This window comes from Escherichia sp. MOD1-EC6021 (genome assembly GCF_002965245.1).
Lineage (GTDB): Bacteria > Pseudomonadota > Gammaproteobacteria > Enterobacterales > Enterobacteriaceae > Escherichia > Escherichia coli_F.
The window spans coordinates 132899-154972 of record NZ_PTRU01000005.1 but is presented as its reverse complement, the minus strand read 5'-3'; the positions used below and the strand labels follow the sequence as shown (position 1 = coordinate 154972).

Below are 22074 nucleotides of genomic sequence, written 5' to 3'. Positions count from 1 at the left end.
TTTACCAGAAAAATCACTAATTCTTTCGTTGTTCCAGACGACGCAGAGAACGCTCACGGCGGCTCTCTTCACGGCTTCTGTCGAGCAAAATTTCTTCGATAAAGGCCAGATGGCGATGCGATGCTTCGCGCGCTTCTTCCGGCTTACCGGCCATAATCGCTTCGAATATGCGAGTGCGGTGACTACTCACCAGCGGCAGCATCTCGCGACGCGAATAGAGCAATTCGAAGTTCTGACGGACATTCTGAGCCAACATCGGCTCCATACACCTTAGCAGATGAAGCAGAACTACATTGTGGGCTGCTTCGGTGACGGCAATCTGATACTGGAGGACGGCGTTTGATTCCGCGTCCAGATCGCCAGACTGCTGCGCCAGCTCTATGGCGTGGTGGAGTTCACGGATGCGTTCCTTGTCTTCATCGGTACTACGCAGCGCGGCGTAATAGGCGGCGATACCTTCCAGGGCGTGTCGTGTTTCGAGCAAGTCATACTGTGATTCAGGATGGTCGGAGAGCAGCTCCACCAGCGGATCGCTGAAACTTTGCCAGAGGCTGCTCTGAACAAAAGTGCCGCCACCCTGGCGACGAAGCAACAAGCCCTTTGCTTCGAGACGTTGAATCGCCTCACGCAAGGAGGGACGGGAGACGTCGAACTGTTTCGCCAGTTCGCGTTCCGGTGGGAGTTTTTCGCCCGGGCGGAGTGTGCCTTCGAGGATCAAAAACTCCAGTTGCTGCTCAATCACATCGGAGAGTTTTGGTTGGCGGATTTTGCTGTAGGCCATGAGTTCCTGTCTTAAGCCACTTGCCGAAGTCAATTGGTCTTACCAATTTCATGTCTGTGACGCTAAAGTAACAAAGTATTCACCTCATGTCCATACAGGTTTTGATTGAAATCATGAAACTGTGCACATTTTAACAAGTTAACATATATAACGTTTCAAAGTTGTAACTATGCACAAATGTAGACTTTACGTAGGAAAGGGATTTTTTAACGATTATTAAACTATAAAAATCCGAATTGAACCGATTCACTTACCAATTTATCGATTTTTAATTCAAAAATAATGAATTTATATTCATTTTGTATGTTGAGGGGATTTGAGGCTGACCTTTACAAACGGTTCCTTTTTAAGCAACTCATCTTCAACCATGCATAAAGCGGGTGCATTCGCTGCCGCATACCATTATTCTTTATCTGACGGAAGTCCTTTTGTAACAATTCAAACGTCTTTGATGTAAACAAATTAATACAAAAAACGGAATTGCAAACTTACACACGCATCACTGCGTAGATCAAAAAAACAATCACCGCACGAGGTTTCATGATGGAAGGTCAACAGCACGGCGAGCAGCTAAAGCGCGGCCTTAAAAACCGCCATATTCAGCTTATCGCGCTGGGTGGCGCGATAGGGACCGGGCTATTTCTGGGTAGCGCCTCCGTAATACAGTCCGCAGGGCCAGGGATTATCCTGGGTTACGCCATTGCTGGTTTTATCGCCTTTCTGATCATGCGTCAGCTGGGTGAAATGGTGGTCGAAGAACCTGTCGCAGGCTCCTTTAGCCACTTTGCTTATAAATACTGGGGTAGCTTTGCCGGTTTCGCTTCTGGCTGGAACTACTGGGTACTGTACGTTTTAGTTGCCATGGCAGAGCTGACTGCCGTGGGTAAATACATTCAGTTCTGGTATCCGGAAATCCCCACCTGGGTTTCTGCCGCCGTGTTCTTTGTGGTGATCAACGCCATCAACCTGACAAACGTAAAAGTGTTTGGCGAGATGGAGTTCTGGTTTGCCATTATCAAAGTTATCGCAGTGGTGGCGATGATCATCTTCGGCGGCTGGCTACTGTTCAGTGGCAACGGCGGCCCGCAGGCGACCGTTAGCAACCTGTGGGATCAAGGTGGTTTCCTGCCGCACGGCTTTACCGGACTGGTGATGATGATGGCGATTATCATGTTCTCTTTCGGCGGTCTGGAACTGGTGGGGATCACCGCAGCAGAAGCTGATAATCCGGAGCAAAGTATCCCGAAAGCAACTAACCAGGTTATCTACCGCATCCTGATTTTCTATATTGGTTCGTTAGCCGTTCTGCTCTCGCTGATGCCATGGACCCGCGTTACTGCTGATACCAGTCCGTTTGTACTGATCTTCCACGAATTGGGCGATACCTTTGTGGCTAATGCGCTGAACATCGTGGTACTGACTGCTGCGCTCTCCGTGTACAACAGCTGCGTATATTGCAACAGCCGTATGCTGTTTGGTCTGGCACAACAGGGCAACGCGCCAAAAGCGCTGGCGTCTGTCGACAAACGCGGTGTACCGGTTAACACTATTCTGGTGTCTGCGCTGGTTACGGCATTGTGCGTGCTGATTAACTACCTTGCACCGGAATCCGCATTCGGACTGTTAATGGCGCTGGTGGTATCTGCACTGGTCATCAACTGGGCGATGATTAGCCTGGCGCATATGAAATTCCGTCGCGCCAAGCAGGAACAAGGCGTGGTAACTCGCTTCCCTGCTCTGCTTTATCCGCTGGGTAACTGGATCTGCCTGCTGTTTATGGCGGCGGTACTGGTGATTATGCTGATGACCCCAGGAATGGCGATTTCGGTATACCTGATCCCGGTATGGCTGATCGTGTTAGGTATCGGCTATCTGTTTAAAGAGAAAACCGCCAAAGCCGTAAAAGCGCATTAATCTCTCTACGCCCTCACCCGTGCAGGGTGAGGGCAATAATCTTTACACCAACGCCCCGTAAATCGTCAGTAGCGCAATTACCACCACGACCACGAACGAGGTTTTCTTCGCCATGGAAACCGCTGCCTTCGGCGTCTCCACCTTATCGACATGCGGTTCACGCGCCAGAGAGAACTGTGCCAGACGTGTTAATACCTGATATTGCGAAGTATGGAAATCACCCAGCGAAGCAAACCAGGCCGGTAACGCTTTTTCCCCATGACCGATCAAGGCATATACCACACCCGCAAGACGAACCGGCACCCAATCCAGTACATGAAGCACGGCATCAATGCCGGACTGTAAACGATGATGCGGCGTCTGGTAACGCGCCAGCCAGTATTGCCATGCACGCAAAAACGCATACCCCATCAGCGTAACGGGTCCCCAGGTTCCCCCCACAATCAGCCAGAACAACGGAGCAAGATAAAAACGAAAGTTAATCCACAGCAATGCATTTTGCAGCTCACGCAAATACTCACGTTCATCGCAGCCTGCCGGGACGCCGTGAATCATGGTGAGTTCGCCAGCCATCGTGGCACGGGCATGGCTATCATTACGTGAAGCAGCTGTCAGATAAGCATGATAATGAAGACGAACTTTACCTGCGCCAATACACAGCAAACCAATCAGCAGCCACACCAGCAGCGTGGGAACGTTGAACAATACTCCCTGCAATGCGCGTAACAGTAAAAAAGTCACGCCCATCGCAATAATGGTCATGCCTAATGTGCGCCCGAGAGAAAAATGTTTCACCCGCCGAAAGAACGCTTCAAGACGATGATCAAGCTGCCAGTGCTCGCCCAACTTAAACAGGCGCTCGAAAATTAACACCAGTAAGGTTGTAAATAGCGTCATGTTGTCTCCTTGCTGACCAGTGCACGAAACCGTGCCCAATCAAATGCAGGACCGGGATCGGTTTTCCGATCCGGCGCAATATCACAATGGCCCGTCATGTTATTAGCGATATCTGGATAGCGATCAATCAGTGCCCGCGTAACCGCCGCAAGCTGTTGATACTGCGCATCGGTATACGCCAGCGTATCGGTGCCTTCCAGCTCAATCCCAATAGAAAAATCATTGCAGCGTTCGCGCCCCTGATACTGAGAGACTCCGGCATGCCAGGCACGTTTATCGAAAGGAACATACTGAACTATTTCACCATCGCGGCGAATCAAACAGTGAGCGGAGACGCGCAAATGGGCGATCTCAGCAAAGAAAGGATGTGCCTGCGGATCAATAGTTCCAGTGAATAATGCGTCGATCCACGGACCGCCAAACTCGCCTGGCGGCAGGCTAATATTGTGCACCACCAGCAGGGTGGGTGTTTCGTCATCCGGGCGGCAATCGTAATGTGGTGAGGGAACGCGGCGCGCGCCAACCAGCCACCCCTGTTCTAACAACATGCAGGATCTCCTTATATGTGGTGCTAATACCCGGTTCAGAGTAGCATGTTTCTACCTTATGATTCGTTAGCTATCTGGAGTTTTAACATGCCGCCTCGCCGCTATAACCCTGACACCCGACGTGACGAGCTGCTGGAACGCATTAATCTCGATATCCCCGGCGCGGTGGCCCAGGCGCTGCGGGAAGATTTAGGCGGAACAGTCGATGCCAACAATGACATTACGGCAAAACTTTTACCGGAAAACTCTCGCTCTCATGCCACAGTGATCACACGCGAGAATGGCGTATTTTGCGGCAAACGCTGGGTTGAAGAGGTGTTTATTCAACTGGCAGGCGACGATGTCACCATAATCTGGCATGTGGATGACGGCGATGTCATCAACGCCAAACAACCCTTGTTCGAACTTGAAGGCCCATCCCGCGTGCTGTTAACGGGCGAACGCACTGCACTTAATTTTGTGCAAACCCTTTCAGGGGTTGCCAGTAAGGTACGCCACTATGTCGAATTACTGGAGGGCACCAACACGCAGTTGTTGGATACGCGCAAAACCTTACCCGGCCTGCGTTCAGCTCTGAAATACGCGGTACTTTGCGGCGGCGGAGCGAATCACCGCCTGGGGCTTTCTGATGCCTTCCTGATCAAAGAAAACCATATTATTGCCTCCGGCTCAGTGCGCCAGGCGGTCGAAAAAGCGTCCTGGCTGCACCCAGATGCGCCAGTAGAAGTCGAAGTAGAGAATCTGGAAGAACTTGATGAAGCCCTGAAAGCAGGTGCCGATATCATCATGCTGGATAACTTCGAAACAGAACAGATGCGCGAAGCCGTCAAACGCACCAACGGCAAGGCGCTACTGGAAGTGTCTGGCAACGTCACTGACAAAACACTGCGCGAATTTGCCGAAACGGGCGTGGACTTTATCTCCGTCGGTGCGCTAACTAAACACGTACAGGCACTCGACCTTTCAATGCGTTTTCGCTGATTGCTGACAGATTTATCCGCTCCATCGTGGGCGGATAATCTCCCCTTTCCCAACTTTCTTCGTAACGCCTCGCAAATTTCTTGTCTTTCGCTGCAACGTAATAAAAAACTCCGGAAGCTGCTTTCCCGTTTCGTTTTTTGCCCCTCGCTTGTGCTGATGGCGTTTGCCAAAGTAGCGCCAACCAAATCAAGGAGCGAAACAAATGGACAAGCAACGCGGTTTTACACTTATCGAACTGATGGTGGTTATTGGCATCATTGCCATTTTAAGCGCCATTGGTATTCCCGCTTATCAAAACTACCTGCGCAAAGCCGCACTCACCGACATGCTACAAACCTTTGTGCCTTACCGTACCGCCGTAGAGTTGTGCGCGCTGGAACATGGTGGATTAGATACCTGCGACGGTGGCAGCAATGGCATTCCCTCGCCTACCACCACCCGCTATGTTTCAGCCATGAGTGTGGCAAAGGGCGTGGTGTCGCTGACCGGGCAAGAAAGTCTCAATGGGCTAAGCGTCGTCATGACACCGGGTTGGGATAACGCAAACGGCGTCACCGGCTGGACACGCAACTGCAATATTCAAAGTGACAGCGCATTACAGCAAGCCTGCGAAGATGTCTTCCGTTTTGATGACGCCAACTAAGGAGCGGCAATGAATATTCCACAGCTCACCGCCCTGTGTCTGCGTTATCAGGGAGTCTTGCTGGATGTCAGCGAAGAGGTGGTTCATGTTGCGGTGGTCGATGCCCCTTCGCATGAGCTACTGGACGCATTGCATTTCGCTACCACCAAACGTATTGAGATCACCTGCTGGACGCGCCAACAAATGGAAGGTCACGCCAGTCGCCCCCAACAGACATTGCCCGTAGCTATTCATGAGAAGCATCAGCCCAAAGCAGAGTTGCTGACTCGAACGTTACAATCTGCGCTGGAACAACGCGCGTCTGATATTCATATCGAACCAGCGGACAATGCCTACCGCATCCGCTTGCGTATCGACGGTGTATTGCATCCTTTACCGGATGTTTTACCGGATGCCGGAGTCGCATTAACCGCCAGATTAAAAGTGCTGGGCAACCTGGATATTGCGGAACATCGCCTGCCGCAGGACGGGCAATTCACTGTCGAACTGGCAGGAAACGCCGTCTCATTTCGTATTGCGACCTTACCATGCCAGGGTGGTGAAAAGGTGGTATTAAGGTTGTTACAGCAGGTGAGCCAGGCACTGGATATCAACACGCTGGGGATGCAGCCGTTACAACTGGCGGACTTTGCTCATGCCTTGCAACAACCACAGGGACTGGTGCTGGTAACTGGCCCTACAGGCAGCGGCAAAACGGTCACGCTTTATAGTGCCCTGCAAACGCTGAATACCGCTGACATTAATATTTGTAGCGTCGAAGATCCGGTTGAGATCCCCATAGCCGGACTAAACCAGACGCAAATCCATCCGCGTGCCGGTCTTACCTTTCAGGGCGTTTTGCGTGCGTTATTGCGCCAGGACCCTGACGTCATCATGATCGGAGAGATCCGCGATGGCGAAACAGCAGAGATCGCTATTAAAGCGGCGCAAACCGGTCACCTGGTGTTGTCTACCCTACACACCAATTCCACCACTGAAACGCTGGTACGTTTACAGCAAATGGGAGTCGCCCGCTGGATGCTCTCATCGGCGCTTACGCTGGTAATAGCCCAGCGTCTGGTACGTAAACTTTGCCCACATTGCCGCCTGCAGCAAGGGGAGCCCATCCATATTCCAGACAATGTATGGCCGTCGCCGCTGCCCCGCTGGCAAGCACCCGGTTGTGTACATTGCTACCACGGTTTTTATGGTCGCACGGCCTTATTTGAAGTTCTGCCCATAACACCGTTCATACGTCAGCTTATTTCCGCTAATACCGACGTTGAATCGCTGGAAACGCACGCCCGACAGGCGGGTATGCGAACGCTTTTTGAAAACGGCTGCCTGGCCGTGGAGCAAGGCTTAACCACCTTTGAAGAGTTAATCCGCGTACTGGGAATGCCGCATGGCGAGTAAGCAACTCTGGCGCTGGCGTGGCATAACCGGCGACGGCAATGCGCAAGATGGGATGCTATGGGCAGAGAGCCGTGCTTTGCTGCTCATAGCACTACAGCAACAGATGGTTACCCCACTTAGCCTGAAGCGAATCGCCATCAATTCTGCGCAGTGGCGAGGAGATAAAAGCGCGGAAGTCATTCATCAACTGGCGACGCTACTCAAAGCCGGGTTAACGCTTTCTGAAGGGCTGGCACTGCTGGCGGAACAGCATCCCAGTAAGCAATGGCAAGCGTTGCTGCAATCACTGGCGCTCGATCTCGAACAGGGCGTTGCCTTATCCAATGCCTTATTACCCTGGTCAGAGGTATTTCCGCCGCTCTATCAGGCAATGATCCGCACGGGGGAATTGACCGGTAAGTTAGATGAATGTTGCTTTGAACTTGCTCGACAGCAAAAAGCCCAGCGTCAGTTAGCCGATAAAGTGAAATCAGCGTTGCGTTATCCCATCATCATTTTAGCGATGGCAATCATGGTGGTTGTGGCAATGCTGCATTTTGTACTGCCGGAGTTTGCTGCTATCTACAAGACCTTTAACACCCCATTACCGGCGCTAACGCAGGGGATCATGACGCTGGCAGACTTTAGTGGCGAATGGGGCTGGCTGCTGCTGTTGTTCGGCTTACTGCTGGCAATAGCCAATAAGTTGCTGGTGCGCCGCCCGACCTGGCTCATCGTGAGGCAAAAATCACTGTTACGCATCCCAATTATGGGTTCACTGATGCGAGGGCAAAAACTCACGCAGATCTTTACGATTCTGGCGCTGACACAAAGTGCAGGCATTACTTTTTTACAGGGCGTAGAGAGCGTCAGAGCAACAATGCGCTGTCCGTACTGGGAGCAACTTCTGACACAAATCCAGCACGATATCAGTAACGGTCATCCTATCTGGCTGGCGCTAAAAAATGCCGGTGAGTTTAGCCCGCTCTGTTTGCAATTAGTGAGAACAGGAGAGGCATCCGGTTCGCTGGATCTCATGTTAGACAACCTCGCCCGTCATCATCGGGATAACACCATGGCGCTGGCGGATAACCTTGCAGCCTTGCTCGAACCGGTGTTGCTGGTCATAACGGGAGGAATTATCGGTACGCTAGTGGTGGCAATGTATTTGCCAATTTTCCATTTAGGCGATGCGATGAGTGGGATGGGATAACGCTGGCGTGTTACTCCACGCCAGCATTGGGAGATTACAGATTGTTGAAGATGCGGTTTTCTTGTTCCTGTACACGGATAAACGTAGTGCGCTTGGTCAGCTCTTTCAGGCGTGAAGCCCCAACGTATGTACAAGCTGAACGCAGGCCGCCCAAAATATCACGCGCGGTATTTTCAACCGGGCCTCGCAGCGGCAGCTTAACGGTTTTACCTTCTGCTGCGCGATATTCCGCAACGCCGCCAACGTGACGTTTCATCGCAGACTCGGAGCTCATGCCGTAGAACAGCATAAATTTCTCGCCGTTCTCCTCAACGATGCGACCGCCGCTCTCTTCGTGGCCCGCCAGCATGCCGCCAAGCATGACGAAATCGGCACCGCCGCCAAAGGCTTTCGCGACATCGCCCGGCGTGGTGCAGCCACCGTCGCTGACGATCATTCCGCCCAGACCATGCGCAGCATCGGCACATTCGATCACCGCAGAAAGTTGCGGATAACCGACGCCTGTTTTGACGCGAGTTGTACAAACAGAACCGGGGCCAATGCCAACTTTAACGATATCAGCACCGGAGAGGATAAGCTCCTCACACATTTCACCTGTCACGACGTTGCCAGCACAAATGGTTTTGGTCGGCCACGCTTCACGCGCTTTCGCAACGAACTGCACGAAGTGTTCAGAATAACCATTCGCCACATCAATACAAACGAAGTTTAATGCCGGGTTCAGGTCGAGAATCTGTTTAGTTTTTTCGAAATCCGCATCTGACGTGCCGGTAGAAACCATCACATGTTTCAGCACATCAGCGGAAGAATTGTTGATAAACGCTTGCCACTCTTCGACAGAATAGTGTTTATGCACAGCAGTCAGAATATCAAAAGAAGCCAGCGCAGAGGCCATAGAAAATGTGCCTACGGTGTCCATATTTGCGGCGATAATCGGCACGCCGGACCAGCTCTGACCTGAATGTTTGAAGGTGAATTGACGTTCCAGTTCAACATCGGAACGGCTTTTAAGAGTGGAGCGTTTAGGGCGGATGAGAACGTCTTTAAAACCTAACTTCAGATCTTCTTCAATACGCATGTGCGGATTCCTGGGGTTAATGGCTATAAGGGTAAGAGCGCAACTCCAGTGACGCTATCATACGCACTAATCAATGCGGCGCAAGACTGCGAAATTGTCTTTTTTTACGCTACAATCCCATAAATTTACCTGGTAAATAGTGAGCGAACGTTTCATCAATTTCGCTTTCGTGCGCTCATTTTTAACGTTTTGATAATCATGATGAATTCCCGGGAATATAAATTATGAGGTATATAGTTGCCTTAACGGGAGGCATTGGCAGTGGCAAGAGTACCGTTGCCAATGCGTTTGCTGATCTCGGAATTAACGTCATTGATGCCGATATTATTGCGCGTCAGGTGGTTGAACCAGGTGCACCTGCGCTACATGCCATTGCTGATCACTTTGGCGCTAACATGATTGCTGCTGATGGAACATTGCAGCGCCGGGCCTTGCGCGAGCGGATTTTCGCCAACCCGGAAGAGAAAAACTGGCTTAACGCCCTGCTACATCCGCTGATTCAGCAAGAGACGCAACACCAGATCCAGCAAGCATCTTCCCCCTATGTACTTTGGGTTGTGCCATTGCTGGTAGAAAACTCATTGTATAAAAAAGCGAATCGAGTGCTGGTGGTGGATGTCAGCCCAGAAACGCAACTTAAACGCACCATGCAGCGCGATGATGTCACTCGCGAGCATGTTGAACAAATTCTTGCTGCTCAGGCAACGCGCGAAGCCCGCCTTGCCGTGGCAGATGACGTCATTGATAATAACGGCGCACCGGATGCTATCGCATCGGATGTTGCCCGCCTGCACGCACACTATTTGCAGCTTGCGTCGCAGTTTGTCTCACAGGAAAAACCGTAATGCAGACCCAGGTCCTTTTTGAACATCCACTAAATGAAAAAATGCGTACATGGCTGCGCATTGAGTTTTTGATTCAGCAACTCACCGTTAATCTACCCGTCGTTGACTACGCTGGCGCTCTGCATTTCTTCCGCAATGTCAGTGAATTACTGGATGTTTTCGAGCGCGGCGAAGTCCGTACTGAGCTGTTGAAAGAACTTGACCGCCAGCAGCGCAAACTCCAGACCTGGATTGGCGTGCCTGGCGTGGACCAGAGCCGTATTGAAGCATTAATTCAGCAGTTAAAAGCGGCGGGGAGCGTATTAATTTCCGCGCCGCGTATCGGGCAATTTCTGCGTGAAGATCGTTTGATTGCTCTGGTGCGTCAGCGACTGAGCATCCCAGGCGGCTGTTGTAGCTTTGATTTACCTACATTGCACATTTGGCTGCATCTACCCCAGGCGCAGCGCGACAGCCAGGTAGAAACCTGGATTGCCAGTCTGAACCCGCTCACCCAGGCACTTACCATGGTGCTGGATTTAATTCGCCAGTCGGCCCCCTTCCGTAAACAAACCAGCCTGAATGGTTTTTATCAGGATAACGGTGGCGATGCCGACTTGCTGCGCCTGAATCTGTCGCTCGATTCACAGCTTTATCCGCAAATTTCCGGTCATAAGAGCCGTTTTGCCATTCGTTTTATGCCGCTGGACAGTGAAAACGGACAGGTACCGGAACGTCTGGATTTCGAACTGGCCTGTTGCTAAGGAGTAAAAATGTCAGAAACTATTACGGTGAATTGCCCAACCTGCGGGAAAACGGTGGTGTGGGGTGAAATCAGCCCGTTTCGGCCATTTTGTTCCAAACGTTGTCAGCTGATCGACCTAGGAGAATGGGCTGCTGAAGAAAAACGAATCCCCAGCAGTGGCGATCTTTCCGAAAGCGATGACTGGAGCGAAGAGCAGAAGTAATTGGGTGTAAAAGGTGAGATGTTGTCGGATGCAGCGCGAACGCCTTATCCGACCTGCAAGATCTTTTATATCAATGTGTTAAAAAATTGTAGGCCTGATAAGACGCGCCAGCGTCGCATCAGGCATCCAGTGTAAATGTTGGATGCCTTAACCGATCTACAGACACTTAAGCTTCGCAATTACCGGTTCATTGGCTGGCGGAAAATCATCTGCATTGAGGCTGGCCTGTGAAATCCACTCACTGGGCTGCCCTTCTTTACCCCACGGCTCCCCTTCCCAGCTTTCGACCAGCCAGAACCACAGTGTTATATGCCTGTCCGGGAATTCATATTCCAGTTTTTCAAATAGCGAATAATGTTGTGGGGTAATCCCGACTTCTTCCTGAAGTTCACGCACCACCGCCTGTTCCGGCGTTTCGCCCATTTCAATTTTACCGCCAGGAAACTCCAGTTTATTCGCCATGTGCGCATCTGCGGCGCGACGGGTTATAAAGATTTCATTGTTCTCGTTGCGAATAATACCTACCGCAATTTGCAGCTTTTTCATTGTCTTAAACCTATAAAAAAGGCGCAGAATCCTGCGCCTTTTGTTTCAAGAGTTAGCTTTATTGCAGGCGACCATGGCACTGCTTGTATTTTTTACCAGAACCGCACGGGCAAGGATCGTTACGTCCTACTTTGCGTTCACCGGTTTGCGCCGCCAGTGCAGCTGCGGCTGCAGAGTCGTCATCCTGATGGCTAAGCTGCTGCATTTGCGCTAAACGCTCGGCTTCCATACGACGCTGTTGTTCCAGCTCTTCAACCTCTTCAGGCATACGTACCTGGACTTTGCTCAGCGTGCTGATGACTTCATATTTCAGCGACTCCAGCATCGCTGCAAACATGGAGAACGATTCACGTTTGTATTCCTGCTTCGGATCTTTCTGTGCATAGCCACGCAGGTGGATACCTTGACGCAGATAATCCATCGCCGCCAGGTGCTCTTTCCACAGGGAGTCAAGCGTTTGCAGCATGACGCCTTTCTCGAAGTGACGCATCATCTCAGCGCCAACCACTTCTTCTTTACGCTGATACACTTCGATGGACTGCGCCAGAATACGCTCACGCAGCGTCTCTTCATGCAGTTCTGGCTCTTTGTCCAGCCACTCGGCAATCGGCAAATCGAGGTCGAAATCGTTCTTCAGACGTTCCTGCAGCCCCGGAATATCCCACATTTCTTCCAGCGACTGCGGCGGAATGTAGGCATCGATGGTCGCTTTGAACACATCTTCACGAATGCTGTTGATGGTATCGCTCACATCGCTGACATCCAGCAGTTCATTACGCTGGGAATAAATAGCGCGACGCTGATCGTTAGCCACGTCATCATATTCCAGCAGTTGCTTACGAATATCGAAGTTACGGCTTTCAACTTTACGCTGAGCGTTGGCAATCGCTTTGGTCACCCACGGGTGCTCGATGGCTTCGCCTGGTTTCATACCCAGTTTACGCATCATGCCGGAAACACGGTCAGAAGCAAAAATACGCATCAGCGCATCTTCCATCGACAGGTAGAAACGTGAAGAACCGGCATCCCCCTGGCGCCCAGAACGACCGCGTAGCTGGTTATCGATACGACGAGATTCGTGACGTTCTGTACCGATGATATGCAGACCACCTGCAGCCAGTACCGCATCGTGACGCACCTGCCAGTCGGCTTTGATTTTTTCAATTTGCTCTGCGGTCGGATTTTCCAGCGCGGCAACTTCTGCCTGCCAGCTACCACCGAGCACAATATCTGTACCACGACCCGCCATGTTAGTCGCGATAGTCACCGCCGCCGGATAACCCGCTTGTGCAACAATCGCTGCTTCGTTAGCGTGGAATTTGGCGTTCAGAACGTTGTGTTTGATACCGGCTTTGGTCAGCTCGTTTGACACCAATTCCGATTTTTCGATGGAGATAGTACCCACCAGCACTGGCTGGCCCTTCGCAGTACGCTCTTTGATATCTTCGATGATCGCCTGGATTTTTTCTGCTTCAGTCATATAGACCAGATCTGGCAGATCTTTACGAATCATCGGACGGTTGGTTGGAACAACAACGGTATCCAGTTTGTAGATTGAGCTAAATTCGAAAGCTTCGGTATCAGCAGTACCGGTCATGCCCGCCAGTTTTTCATACAAACGGAAGTAGTTCTGGAAGGTGATCGACGCCAGCGTCTGGTTTTCGTTCTGGATCTGTACTCCTTCTTTCGCTTCCACTGCCTGATGCAGGCCATCGGACCAACGACGTCCCTGCATGGTACGACCGGTGTGTTCGTCAACGATGATAACTTCACCATCTTTAACGATGTAGTCGACGTCTCGGGTAAACAGCGCATGAGCGCGCAGCGCCGCCGTTACGTGGTGCATCAGCATGATGTTGGCCGGAGAGTACAGAGACTCCCCTTCATCCATGATGCCTTCTTTCACCAGCAGTTCTTCAATCAGCACCAGACCACGTTCGGTCAGGTTCACCTGGCGAGATTTTTCGTCCACCGAGAAGTGGCCTTCGCCCTGGAAGGTTTCGGAGTCTTCTTTTTCCTGACGGATCAGGTGCGGAATAATTTTATTCACGCGTTTATACATTTCCGAGCTGTCTTCAGCCGGGCCGGAAATGATCAGCGGTGTACGCGCTTCATCGATGAGGATGGAGTCCACTTCGTCCACCAGCGCATAGTGCAGTTTACGTTGTACACGTTCTTCAGGGCTGAATGCCATGTTGTCGCGCAGGTAGTCAAAGCCGTATTCGTTGTTTGTACCGTAAGTGATGTCAGCTGCGTAAGCTTCGCGCTTTGCCGGTGCTGGCATGCCCGGCAAGTTGATGCCGACTGTCAGGCCAAGGAATTCAAACAGCGGACGGTTGTTTTCGGCGTCACGTTGCGCCAGGTAATCGTTGACGGTAACAACGTGTACCCCCTTACCGGTTAATGCGTTCAGGTAAGCAGGCAGCGTTGCGGTTAGGGTTTTACCTTCACCGGTACGCATTTCCGCGATGCAGCGTTCGTTAAGAACCATACCGCCGAGTAACTGAACGTCGAAGTGACGCATACCAAAGACGCGCTTACTTGCCTCACGCACCACAGCGAAAGCTTCTGGGATCAGATTTTCCAGCACTTCGCCTTTTTCCAGACGTGCACGAAACTCTGCGGTTTTCCCTTTCAGTTCTTCGTCGGAGAGTTTTTCCATCTCCGGTTCCATGGCATTGATGATGTTGACGACTTTGCGCATCCGGCGCAGGGTGCGATCGTTACGACTACCGAAAACTTTAGTTAATAATTTGATTAGCATAATAAAATCTCAAACGCCCCGCGTTGCGGAGTCAATAAAATGAAGTAAAGGTTTATTGTTGTTAGCTGAGGCGTTGAGGGCCAGCACGGATGCCTTGCGCCTGGCTTATCCAGACGGGCGTGCTGAATTTTGCTTGTGGGGTAAAATGCGCATAATCAATGCGATAACCCTTTTCAGACGGCGTGCCTTCCTGGGTCAACAGCGCGCTGAGCGTATCCAGTAATGCAAGATGTTGCGCCTGAAGAGGCAAAGATTCTTCAGCAACGGGCAGCGTTTGCGGTGCCATTGCGAAGGAAAGATGACGGATTACCGTGCGAATGGCATGTTGATGCCAGTAATCAACGGAATAGTTCGAATTCGGGCGGCGCGTGTTCGCTTCCAGCATGGCCAATTGACCAAAGTTAACTTTGGCTGAAGGCTCGTGGTTGCGGGTTGTCGCTTTTGCGGGCGCGTTTGGTTCGGCGGCGTTGCTGAGCGCAGGCAAACCTAAACTCGCCGCGACCATCCCTAATAAGAGATGCGGCCAGAAGTAGCGTTTACCAAACTGTCGCCAGCGCGTCAGTATTCCACTCACGTTATTGCCATCCCGATCGTATTCAAACGTATTTAGCGCACAAATCTTATCATTAAAGCCTGAAGTCCACAGCACGAATGAAGATAAGTTGTGCGTAAAAGTGCTTAAGAAAACAGCGTTCGCACCGTTTTTTATCGTTCTTATAAAATTCAAAAAAAAACGACTGGTTCACCTGGCCGGAGAGAGTGCCAGATTTGCCAGTCGAATTTTATACGACAGTATAAATGTCGTTATGCCAGTACGGCTGAAGGCGCTTTGAAGGCCAACGGCAGTTCTGCGTCGTCCTGGAAGGTCACATATTCCCAGGCTTCCTGTTTTGCAAGGACAGCCTGCAGCAGTTTGTTATTCAGTGCATGACCAGATTTATAAGCGGTAAATGCACCAATAATATTGTGACCACACATGAACAAGTCACCGATCGCATCGAGCATTTTGTGACGCACAAATTCGTCTTCAAAACGCAGGCCGTCTTCGTTCAGTACGCGATAATCGTCAACAACGATGGCACAATCGAAGCTGCCGCCCAGGCACAAACCACGGGACTGCAGATATTCGATATCACGCATGAAACCGAACGTACGCGCACGGCTGATCTGGCGCATAAACGCATCAGCGGAGAAGTTCATCGCATAGCGCTGGTTGCTGGAATCAATAGCCGGATGGTTAAAATCGATGGTGAAATCCAGCGAAAAACCATTGTACGGCTTAAATTCAGCCCACTTATCGCCATCTTCGACACGAACAGTCTCTTTGATGCGAACAAATTTCTTGGCGCAGTTCAACTCGTCGATACCGGCGTCAAGCAGCAGGTATACAAACGGAGCGGCGCTGCCGTCCATGATCGGGATTTCCGGCGCGTTAACTTCGATAACAATGTTATCGATGCCGAGGCCCGCGAGAGCAGCATTGAGGTGCTCTACGGTTGAAATCCGTACATCATGCTCGTTGACCAGACACGTACAGAGCATGGTATCACGCACAGATTTGGCATCGGCCGGGAAATCTACCGGTGGATTCAAGTCGGTGCGACGATAGATGACCCCGGTGTTGGCCGGCGCAGGGCGTAACGTCAGGGTGACTTTCTTGCCGGTATGTAAACCGACACCCGTCGCCTGAACGATACGTTTAAGTGTCCTTTGTTTGATCATCGTATTATCTCGCCAAATTACCTATCCAACCGAAGTGTACTATACATTCGGCGGGCCAGTTTAGCACAAAGAGCCTCGAAACCCAAATTCCAGTCAATTCTTAATCAGCTTGCTTACGCAGGAATGCTGGGATATCCAGATAATCCGGCTCTTTCGCAGTTTGCGGCGCATTGTCATTCACGACTTTAGCAACCGGCTTCTGCTCCTGGGTCAGCGGAGCCATCCCGTGCTGCTGGTAGCGATCCATCACTGGCTGCTGAACCTGCTTATTGGTCACCAGAGTGATTTCAGGACGTTTGTCCATACCGATACCTGTCGCAACAACAGTTACGCGCAGCTCGTCATTCATATCCGGGTCAAGAGAAGTACCGATAACGACAGTTGCGTTGTCGGATGCAAATGCACGGATGGTGTTACCTACCGTTTCGAACTCATCCAGACGCAGGTCGAAGCCCGCCGTGATGTTAACCAGCACGCCGCGCGCGCCAGACAGATCGATATCTTCCAGCAGCGGAGAGGAAATAGCCATTTCAGCAGCTTCTTCCGCACGGTCTTCGCCGCTCGCCACACCAGAACCCATCATTGCGTAGCCCATTTCAGACATTACGGTACGTACGTCTGCAAAGTCCACGTTCATCAGGCCTGGACGAGTAATCAGTTCAGCGATACCTTGCACAGCACCTTTCAGTACATCGTTCGCTGCGCCAAATGCATCCAGCAGGGAGATACCGCGGCCCAAGACTTTCAGCAGTTTGTCGTTAGGGATAGTGATCAGAGAGTCCACATGCTTGGACAGTTCAGTGATCCCCTGCTCAGCGAATGCCATACGCTTCTTGCCTTCAAAGTTGAAAGGCTTAGTCACGACAGCAACGGTCAGGATCCCCAAATCTTTTGCCACTTCAGCGACAACTGGTGCTGCACCAGTACCGGTACCACCACCCATACCCGCAGCAATAAAGACCATGTCTGCACCTTCCAGCGCCGCACGCAGTGCATCGCGATCCTCATCAGCCGCATTACGGCCAACTTCTGGATTTGCGCCAGCTCCCAGTCCTTTGGTGATACCGCTACCGATTTGAATCGTCTGTCCAACCGCTGTTTTACGCAGCGCTTGTGCATCGGTATTTACCGCGAAGAATTCAACACCTTCAATGCGCTCGCGCACCATGTGTTCAACAGCATTACCGCCGCCGCCGCCGACGCCGATGACTTTAATCACCGCGTCATTGGTAAGTTCCATTGGTTCAAACATAGTTTCTCTCCGATTTGTGCCTGTCGCCTGAGGCCGTAATTATCGTCGACCTCATAAAAATTAAAACTCTTTTCGCAGCCAACTATTGAGTCGCTTGATCCACGAGCCAACTGATGCTGTAACACGTTTTTCTACTTCAGCTTCACCGTTAAGATGTGACTCTTTCCCGTAGTGAAGCAATCCCACCGCCGTCGAATAATACGGCTCCTGAGCATAATCCGTTAAACCGGTAATGTTCAGCGGCGCGCCGATGCGCACCTGCGTATGAAACACGCGCTGAGCACAGGCTGCAAGACCTTCGATCTGCGCTGCGCCACCAGTTAAAACAATGCCAGCCGCCAGGTGATGTTTAACCCCTTGTTGGCGAAGCTTTTCCTGCAACTGCAATATCTCTTCGTTGACCAGGTTGAGCAGCTCGGTATAGCGCGGCTCGATCACCTCTGCCAGGGTCTGACGTTGCAGACTCCGCGGTGGACGACCGCCTACGCTAGGCACTTCCACGCTCTCATCTTTTCCAACGATGGAACCCAGCGCACAACCGTGGCGAACTTTAATCGCTTCGGCGTCGCTTGGCGGCGTGCCAAAGGCGTAAGCGATATCACTGGTCACGACATTGCCAGCATAAGGAATTACCTTAGTGTGGCGCAATGCCCCACCGGTATAAACGGCGATATCCATTGTACCACCACCGATATCGACGACGCAGACACCCAGTTCACGTTCATCTTCCGTCAATACCGAATAACTTGATGCCAGTCCGGCAAATATCAGTTGGTCAACTTTCAGCCCACAACGTTCAACCGCTTTGACGATGTTTTTCGCCATATCGTTGTGACATGTGATCAGGTGCACTTTTGCCTGCATCCGCACGCCCGAAAGTCCTACCGGATTCTTGATCCCTTCCTGATAGTCAATCGCATACTCTTGCGGGATCACATGCAGCACACGATGCTCATCGCGCACACGCACTGATTTCGCGGTATGGACGACGTTTTCCACATCTTCTTGCGTCACTTCTTCTTCAGAAATAGGCACCATACCAATTTCATTCTGGCAGCTGATGTGCTTACCAGAAAGCGCCAGATATACCGAAGAGATCTGACAATCTGCCATCAATTCTGCCTGGTCAATGGCGCGTTGTACGCACTTGACCACGGATTCGAGGTCGTTCACCCCGCCTTTATCCATACCACGCGACGGGCAGCTGCCCACGCCAATGATATTGACCATACCGTCGGGCAGAACTTCCCCTACTAAAGCGGCAACCTTCGCGGTACCAATCTCCAGTCCTACTACCAGTTTTCTGTCCGTCGCCTTGATCATTGTTGTTCTGCCTGTGCCTGATTTTGTTGCTGAGTAGATTCCTCTGGCGGCAAGGGCGCCCAGCCTACTGCCGCTCCAGAGTCATAACGCAAATCAACGTAGCTAATCCGTTTGCCATCGGTTTGCGCCTGCTGCTGTAAAACCGGATAAAGTTCTACAAAGCGAGCCAAACGTTTCATCGTATCGCCCCGGCCAAGATTGAGCTTAATATCGTTATTCAGCGTCAACTGCCAGGAACGCCGCGCGGTCATCGCCGCTTCCTTCAGAGTAAATCTGTCCTTTGCCAGCATCTGCCCCATTTCGCGATAGCCCTGCAACACTTCATTGGCGCTGCCTTCCGGGCCATACAGCATTGGAAGCACCTGCTTGCTGGTGCGATCTGGTGGTACGCTGAAAGTGTTTCCTTCCGCGTCTACCATATGTTGATCATTCCACCGCGCAATCGGCACATATTCAACCAGATGAATCTTCAATTCATCAGGCCACTGCTTTCTGACGCTCACCTGCTTAATCCACGGCAGGCGTTGTTCTATTTGCGTCTGGATGATGTTGACATCCTGGGTCATAAAGGTACCTGGCTCACCCAATGCCAGGATCGACTGCCGGATATCGTCATTACGCGTGTAATGGCGTTCACCGGTCAACACCAGCTTTGAGAGCGGCAGGCGTTGCGCATCTTCCATCCAGCCCAACACGACCCAGCCGCTCACCAACACTGTCGTTAAAACGGTCAGCAGGAAAAGGATCCCCGCCAGACGCGTTCCATTATTGCGGCGAGAAGAAACCTCTTCTTCGCTGTTTCGCGTGTTCAGAGCAGCCTGCGACATATTAGTCCGCCAGTTCCAGAATTCGTACTACCAACTGCGAGAAGCTCATACCTGCCTGACGTGCCGCCATCGGCACCAGGCTGTGGCTGGTCATACCCGGTGAGGTATTGGCCTCCAGCAGATAAAACTGTCCATCGCTGTCCAGCATAACGTCAATACGTCCCCATCCTTTGCAACCTAACGTCGTCCATGCTTTCAGCACTAATGCCTGCAAATTGGCCTCTTGTGACGCTTCCAGACCTGCGGGGCAGAAATACTGTGTCTCATCAGAGAGATACTTCGCCTCATAATCATAGAAGGTTCCGGCCGGTTGAATACGTATTGACGGTAAAATTTCTTCACCAAGTATCGCAACCGTGAACTCCGGCCCACTTAGCCATTTTTCAATCAATACTTCTTCATCGTGCTGAAATGCCAATCTTAATGCATCTTGTAGAGCATTTTCTGCTACTACTTTTGACATTCCCACACTGGAACCTTCGCGGCTCGGCTTAACGATAACCGGCAAACCTAAGGCAGAAATTTCTGCTAACTGCTTATCGCTCAGGCCTTTTTCAAACTCTGCGCGGGTTAATGCTACCCACGGCGCTACCGGTAAACCAGCGCCCTGCCAAAGCAATTTGCTGCGTAGTTTATCCATTGAAAGCGCAGATGCCATCACTCCGCTGCCGGTATAAGGCAAGCCCATCAGCTCGAGCATACCCTGCAGCGTGCCATCTTCACCGCCGCGACCATGTAGCGCGATAAACACTTTCTGAAAGCCCATCGACTTCAGTTGCGTCACGTCGACTTCTTTCGGGTCGACAGGATACGCGTCAATACCGCCTTCACGCAGCCCGGCTAACACCGCTGCACCAGAATTCAGAGAAACTTCCCGCTCAGCGGAGGTCCCGCCCAACAGGACCGCGATTTTATCAGTCATGTTGTTCTTCCTCCGGAGTTTGCGGCTTCAGTTTGATTTCAGCTAAAGAACGAGCAATTTTTCCGATATTACCGGCCCCCTGAACGAGAATCAGGTCGTTACCGGTTAATACTGGTGCTAGCATTTCGGCTACCTGCGCCGGGTCCGGCACCAGAATGGGATCAATTTTCCCACGTCCACGAATTGTGCGACACAGCGAACGGCTGTCCGCTCCCGGAATTGGCGCTTCGCCAGCCGGATACACTTCCAGCATCAACAGGGTATCAACCTGCGTCAGCACATTGGCGAAATCATCATACAGGTCGCGCGTACGGGTAAAACGGTGCGGCTGAAACAGCATTACCAGGTTTTTATCCGGCCAGCCTGCACGCGCCGCTTTAATGGTGGCATCCACTTCGGTCGGATGGTGACCGTAGTCATCAACCAGCATTGCCGTACCGCTTTTACCATTCACTGGCTCCAGCGGGAATTCACCGAGGAAATCAAAACGACGGCCTGTCCCCTGGAAACTCTCCAGCGCACGCAAAATAGCCTCGTCGTCAATCCCCTCTTCCGTGGCAACAGCGACCGCAGCTGCGGCATTCAGCGCGTTATGACGGCCTGGCGCATTCAGGGTAACGCGCATCGGCTCTTTGTCCTGGCGCAGCAGCGTAAAGTGCCCCTGCGGACCAATCTGCTGATAATCTTCTACACGCACGTCGGCATCTTCGCTGAAGCCGTAAGTCGTGGTCTGACGCCCCACACGCGGTAACAATTCGCGGATCACCGGATCATCTACACACATCACCGCACGACCGTAAAACGGCAGGTTGTGCAGAAAATTAATAAAGGTCTGTTTTAAATTCTCAAAGTCGCCCTGGTAGGTATCCATGTGGTCGGCTTCGATATTGGTGACAATCGCCACCATCGGTTGCAAATGGAGGAACGATGCATCGCTCTCATCCGCTTCGGCAATCAGGTATCGACCATGCCCCAAACGCGCATGAACACCCGCCGCTTTTACCAGCCCGCCGTTAACGAAGGTTGGGTCGAGCCCCGCTTCTGCGTAGATGCTGGAAACCATCGCGGTGGTTGTCGTTTTGCCGTGCGTTCCGGCAATGGCGATGCCATGACGAAAACGCATTAACTCAGCCAGCATTTCCGCGCGACGAATCACCGGAATACGCGCTTCATGAGCTGCGACAATTTCCGGGTTATCGGCAGAAATCGCGCTGGAAACAACGACCACACTGGCATCACGTACGTTTTCCGGGCGATGGTTGAAATAAATCGTCGCTCCCAGATTCATTAACTGTTGCGTGACCGGATTTGGCGCTAAATCGGAACCACTGATCTGATAACCTTCATTGGCCAGAACTTCGGCAATACCGCCCATACCGGCACCACCGATGCCGACAAAATGTATGTGCCGAACGCGACGCATTTCGGGCACGATGGAACGCAGTTTTGCCAATTGTTGTGTATTCATTCTTTACGCCATTAACTTCTTACATTCAT

At 51.6% G+C, this 22074-nt stretch carries 22 protein-coding genes; 8 read left to right on the top strand and 14 right to left on the bottom strand.

The annotated features are described in order from the left end of the window. Positions 1 to 16: 16 nt before the first annotated feature. Complete coding sequence (pdhR, locus tag BEB54_RS08220) at positions 17 to 781, bottom strand: pyruvate dehydrogenase complex transcriptional repressor PdhR (RefSeq protein WP_000331776.1); 765 nt, start codon at positions 779 to 781, stop codon at positions 17 to 19. A 540-nt stretch (positions 782 to 1321) separates the two neighbouring features. Here pdhR and aroP point away from each other — a divergent pair. Next, positions 1322 to 2695, top strand: a complete 1374-nt coding sequence (aroP, locus tag BEB54_RS08215) for an aromatic amino acid transporter AroP (RefSeq protein ID WP_000969915.1) — start codon at positions 1322 to 1324, stop codon at positions 2693 to 2695. Between the two features lie 42 nt (positions 2696 to 2737). Here the strand turns inward: aroP and ampE are convergent, their stop codons facing one another. Then, complete coding sequence (gene ampE, locus BEB54_RS08210) at positions 2738 to 3592, bottom strand: beta-lactamase regulator AmpE (RefSeq protein WP_000172005.1); 855 nt, start codon at positions 3590 to 3592, stop codon at positions 2738 to 2740. Next, positions 3589 to 4140, bottom strand: a complete 552-nt coding sequence (gene ampD, locus BEB54_RS08205; RefSeq protein WP_000923726.1) for a 1,6-anhydro-N-acetylmuramyl-L-alanine amidase AmpD — start codon at positions 4138 to 4140, stop codon at positions 3589 to 3591. The genes ampE and ampD overlap by 4 nt, the downstream gene beginning before the upstream one ends. Before the next feature lie 87 nt (positions 4141 to 4227). Here ampD and nadC point away from each other — a divergent pair, with 87 nt between their 5' ends. The 4 genes from nadC (at position 4228) to hofC (ending at position 8351) form a co-directional block, all read left to right on the top strand. After that, entirely contained in the window at positions 4228 to 5121 is an 894-nt protein-coding gene (nadC, locus tag BEB54_RS08200) for a carboxylating nicotinate-nucleotide diphosphorylase (protein ID WP_032183211.1), read from the top strand. Positions 5122 to 5323: 202 nt separating this feature from the next. After that, the gene (ppdD, locus tag BEB54_RS08190; RefSeq protein ID WP_000360904.1) at positions 5324 to 5764 is read left to right on the top strand and encodes a prepilin peptidase-dependent pilin; all 441 of its coding nucleotides are present in this window, start codon (positions 5324 to 5326) and stop codon (positions 5762 to 5764) included. A 9-nt stretch (positions 5765 to 5773) separates the two neighbouring features. Further along, positions 5774 to 7159, top strand: coding sequence for a type II secretion system protein GspE (gene gspE / locus BEB54_RS08185; protein ID WP_105277285.1), 1386 nt, complete (start codon positions 5774 to 5776; stop codon positions 7157 to 7159). Further along, on the top strand, positions 7149 to 8351 hold the full coding sequence (gene hofC, locus BEB54_RS08180; protein WP_105277284.1) for a protein transport protein HofC: 1203 nt from the start codon (positions 7149 to 7151) through the stop codon (positions 8349 to 8351). The genes gspE and hofC overlap by 11 nt, the downstream gene beginning before the upstream one ends. A gap of 34 nt (positions 8352 to 8385) precedes the next feature. Here hofC and guaC read toward each other — a convergent pair whose 3' ends face one another. Both guaC and BEB54_RS29130 read right to left on the bottom strand, forming a co-directional pair. Then, positions 8386 to 9429, bottom strand: a complete 1044-nt coding sequence (guaC, locus tag BEB54_RS08175) for a GMP reductase (RefSeq protein ID WP_001217338.1) — start codon at positions 9427 to 9429, stop codon at positions 8386 to 8388. Positions 9430 to 9584: 155 nt separating this feature from the next. Next, a complete protein-coding gene (locus tag BEB54_RS29130) occupies positions 9585 to 9629 on the bottom strand; it encodes a protein YacM (protein ID WP_120795372.1) in 45 nt (14 codons plus the stop codon). Positions 9630 to 9653: 24 nt separating this feature from the next. Between BEB54_RS29130 and coaE the strand changes: the two genes are divergently transcribed. The 3 genes from coaE to yacG are packed head-to-tail and all read left to right on the top strand — an operon-like array spanning position 9654 to position 11221. Continuing rightward, a complete protein-coding gene (coaE, locus tag BEB54_RS08170; RefSeq protein WP_001269512.1) occupies positions 9654 to 10274 on the top strand; it encodes a dephospho-CoA kinase in 621 nt (206 codons plus the stop codon). Next, complete coding sequence (zapD, locus tag BEB54_RS08165; protein WP_001194743.1) at positions 10274 to 11017, top strand: cell division protein ZapD; 744 nt, start codon at positions 10274 to 10276, stop codon at positions 11015 to 11017. Before coaE ends, zapD begins: the two co-directional genes overlap by 1 nt. A 9-nt stretch (positions 11018 to 11026) precedes the next feature. Further along, a complete protein-coding gene (yacG, locus tag BEB54_RS08160; protein ID WP_000005043.1) occupies positions 11027 to 11221 on the top strand; it encodes a DNA gyrase inhibitor YacG in 195 nt (64 codons plus the stop codon). 156 nt (positions 11222 to 11377) lie between these two features. Here yacG and mutT read toward each other — a convergent pair whose 3' ends face one another. From mutT to murC, 9 genes are all read right to left on the bottom strand, one after another. Further along, positions 11378 to 11767 (bottom strand): 8-oxo-dGTP diphosphatase MutT, encoded by a 390-nt coding sequence (mutT, locus tag BEB54_RS08155; RefSeq protein ID WP_088541443.1) that lies wholly within the window; start codon positions 11765 to 11767, stop codon positions 11378 to 11380. Between the two features lie 58 nt (positions 11768 to 11825). Beyond that, on the bottom strand, positions 11826 to 14531 hold the full coding sequence (gene secA / locus BEB54_RS08150) for a preprotein translocase subunit SecA (RefSeq protein ID WP_000905777.1): 2706 nt from the start codon (positions 14529 to 14531) through the stop codon (positions 11826 to 11828). Positions 14532 to 14592: 61 nt separating this feature from the next. After that, complete coding sequence (secM, locus tag BEB54_RS08145) at positions 14593 to 15105, bottom strand: secA translation cis-regulator SecM (protein ID WP_039021823.1); 513 nt, start codon at positions 15103 to 15105, stop codon at positions 14593 to 14595. Positions 15106 to 15335: 230 nt separating this feature from the next. Next, on the bottom strand, positions 15336 to 16253 hold the full coding sequence (gene lpxC, locus BEB54_RS08140; protein ID WP_000595482.1) for a UDP-3-O-acyl-N-acetylglucosamine deacetylase: 918 nt from the start codon (positions 16251 to 16253) through the stop codon (positions 15336 to 15338). A 100-nt stretch (positions 16254 to 16353) separates the two neighbouring features. After that, the gene (ftsZ, locus tag BEB54_RS08135; protein WP_000462776.1) at positions 16354 to 17505 is read right to left on the bottom strand and encodes a cell division protein FtsZ; all 1152 of its coding nucleotides are present in this window, start codon (positions 17503 to 17505) and stop codon (positions 16354 to 16356) included. Positions 17506 to 17565: 60 nt separating this feature from the next. Beyond that, positions 17566 to 18828, bottom strand: a complete 1263-nt coding sequence (gene ftsA, locus BEB54_RS08130; RefSeq protein ID WP_000588474.1) for a cell division protein FtsA — start codon at positions 18826 to 18828, stop codon at positions 17566 to 17568. Next, complete coding sequence (gene ftsQ / locus BEB54_RS08125) at positions 18825 to 19655, bottom strand: cell division protein FtsQ (RefSeq protein WP_000075744.1); 831 nt, start codon at positions 19653 to 19655, stop codon at positions 18825 to 18827. The genes ftsA and ftsQ overlap by 4 nt, the downstream gene beginning before the upstream one ends. A gap of 1 nt (position 19656) precedes the next feature. Continuing rightward, positions 19657 to 20577: a D-alanine--D-alanine ligase gene (gene ddlB / locus BEB54_RS08120; RefSeq protein WP_000130051.1), complete on the bottom strand. Its 921-nt coding sequence runs from the start codon at positions 20575 to 20577 to the stop codon at positions 19657 to 19659. Then, positions 20570 to 22045, bottom strand: coding sequence for a UDP-N-acetylmuramate--L-alanine ligase (murC, locus tag BEB54_RS08115; protein WP_001096048.1), 1476 nt, complete (start codon positions 22043 to 22045; stop codon positions 20570 to 20572). The genes ddlB and murC overlap by 8 nt, the downstream gene beginning before the upstream one ends. Between the last annotated feature and the right edge of the window lie 29 nt (positions 22046 to 22074).

Excerpts from the sequence above, each read along its gene's own strand:
- ftsZ (WP_000462776.1), bottom strand. The coding sequence starts at position 17,505 with ATGTTTGAACCAATGGAACTTACCAATGACGCGGTGATTAAAGTCATC.
- nadC (WP_032183211.1), top strand. The coding sequence starts at position 4,228 with ATGCCGCCTCGCCGCTATAACCCTGACACCCGACGTGACGAGCTGCTG.
- ppdD (WP_000360904.1), top strand. The coding sequence starts at position 5,324 with ATGGACAAGCAACGCGGTTTTACACTTATCGAACTGATGGTGGTTATT.
- ftsQ (WP_000075744.1), bottom strand. The coding sequence starts at position 19,655 with ATGTCGCAGGCTGCTCTGAACACGCGAAACAGCGAAGAAGAGGTTTCT.
- lpxC (WP_000595482.1), bottom strand. The coding sequence starts at position 16,253 with ATGATCAAACAAAGGACACTTAAACGTATCGTTCAGGCGACGGGTGTC.
- ddlB (WP_000130051.1), bottom strand. The coding sequence starts at position 20,577 with ATGACTGATAAAATCGCGGTCCTGTTGGGCGGGACCTCCGCTGAGCGG.
- guaC (WP_001217338.1), bottom strand. The coding sequence starts at position 9,429 with ATGCGTATTGAAGAAGATCTGAAGTTAGGTTTTAAAGACGTTCTCATC.
- ampD (WP_000923726.1), bottom strand. The coding sequence starts at position 4,140 with ATGTTGTTAGAACAGGGGTGGCTGGTTGGCGCGCGCCGCGTTCCCTCA.
- coaE (WP_001269512.1), top strand. The coding sequence starts at position 9,654 with ATGAGGTATATAGTTGCCTTAACGGGAGGCATTGGCAGTGGCAAGAGT.
- zapD (WP_001194743.1), top strand. The coding sequence starts at position 10,274 with ATGCAGACCCAGGTCCTTTTTGAACATCCACTAAATGAAAAAATGCGT.
- pdhR (WP_000331776.1), bottom strand. The coding sequence starts at position 781 with ATGGCCTACAGCAAAATCCGCCAACCAAAACTCTCCGATGTGATTGAG.
- murC (WP_001096048.1), bottom strand. The coding sequence starts at position 22,045 with ATGAATACACAACAATTGGCAAAACTGCGTTCCATCGTGCCCGAAATG.
- ftsA (WP_000588474.1), bottom strand. The coding sequence starts at position 18,828 with ATGATCAAGGCGACGGACAGAAAACTGGTAGTAGGACTGGAGATTGGT.
- ampE (WP_000172005.1), bottom strand. The coding sequence starts at position 3,592 with ATGACGCTATTTACAACCTTACTGGTGTTAATTTTCGAGCGCCTGTTT.
- mutT (WP_088541443.1), bottom strand. The coding sequence starts at position 11,767 with ATGAAAAAGCTGCAAATTGCGGTAGGTATTATTCGCAACGAGAACAAT.
- secA (WP_000905777.1), bottom strand. The coding sequence starts at position 14,531 with ATGCTAATCAAATTATTAACTAAAGTTTTCGGTAGTCGTAACGATCGC.
- hofC (WP_105277284.1), top strand. The coding sequence starts at position 7,149 with ATGGCGAGTAAGCAACTCTGGCGCTGGCGTGGCATAACCGGCGACGGC.
- yacG (WP_000005043.1), top strand. The coding sequence starts at position 11,027 with ATGTCAGAAACTATTACGGTGAATTGCCCAACCTGCGGGAAAACGGTG.
- aroP (WP_000969915.1), top strand. The coding sequence starts at position 1,322 with ATGATGGAAGGTCAACAGCACGGCGAGCAGCTAAAGCGCGGCCTTAAA.
- gspE (WP_105277285.1), top strand. The coding sequence starts at position 5,774 with ATGAATATTCCACAGCTCACCGCCCTGTGTCTGCGTTATCAGGGAGTC.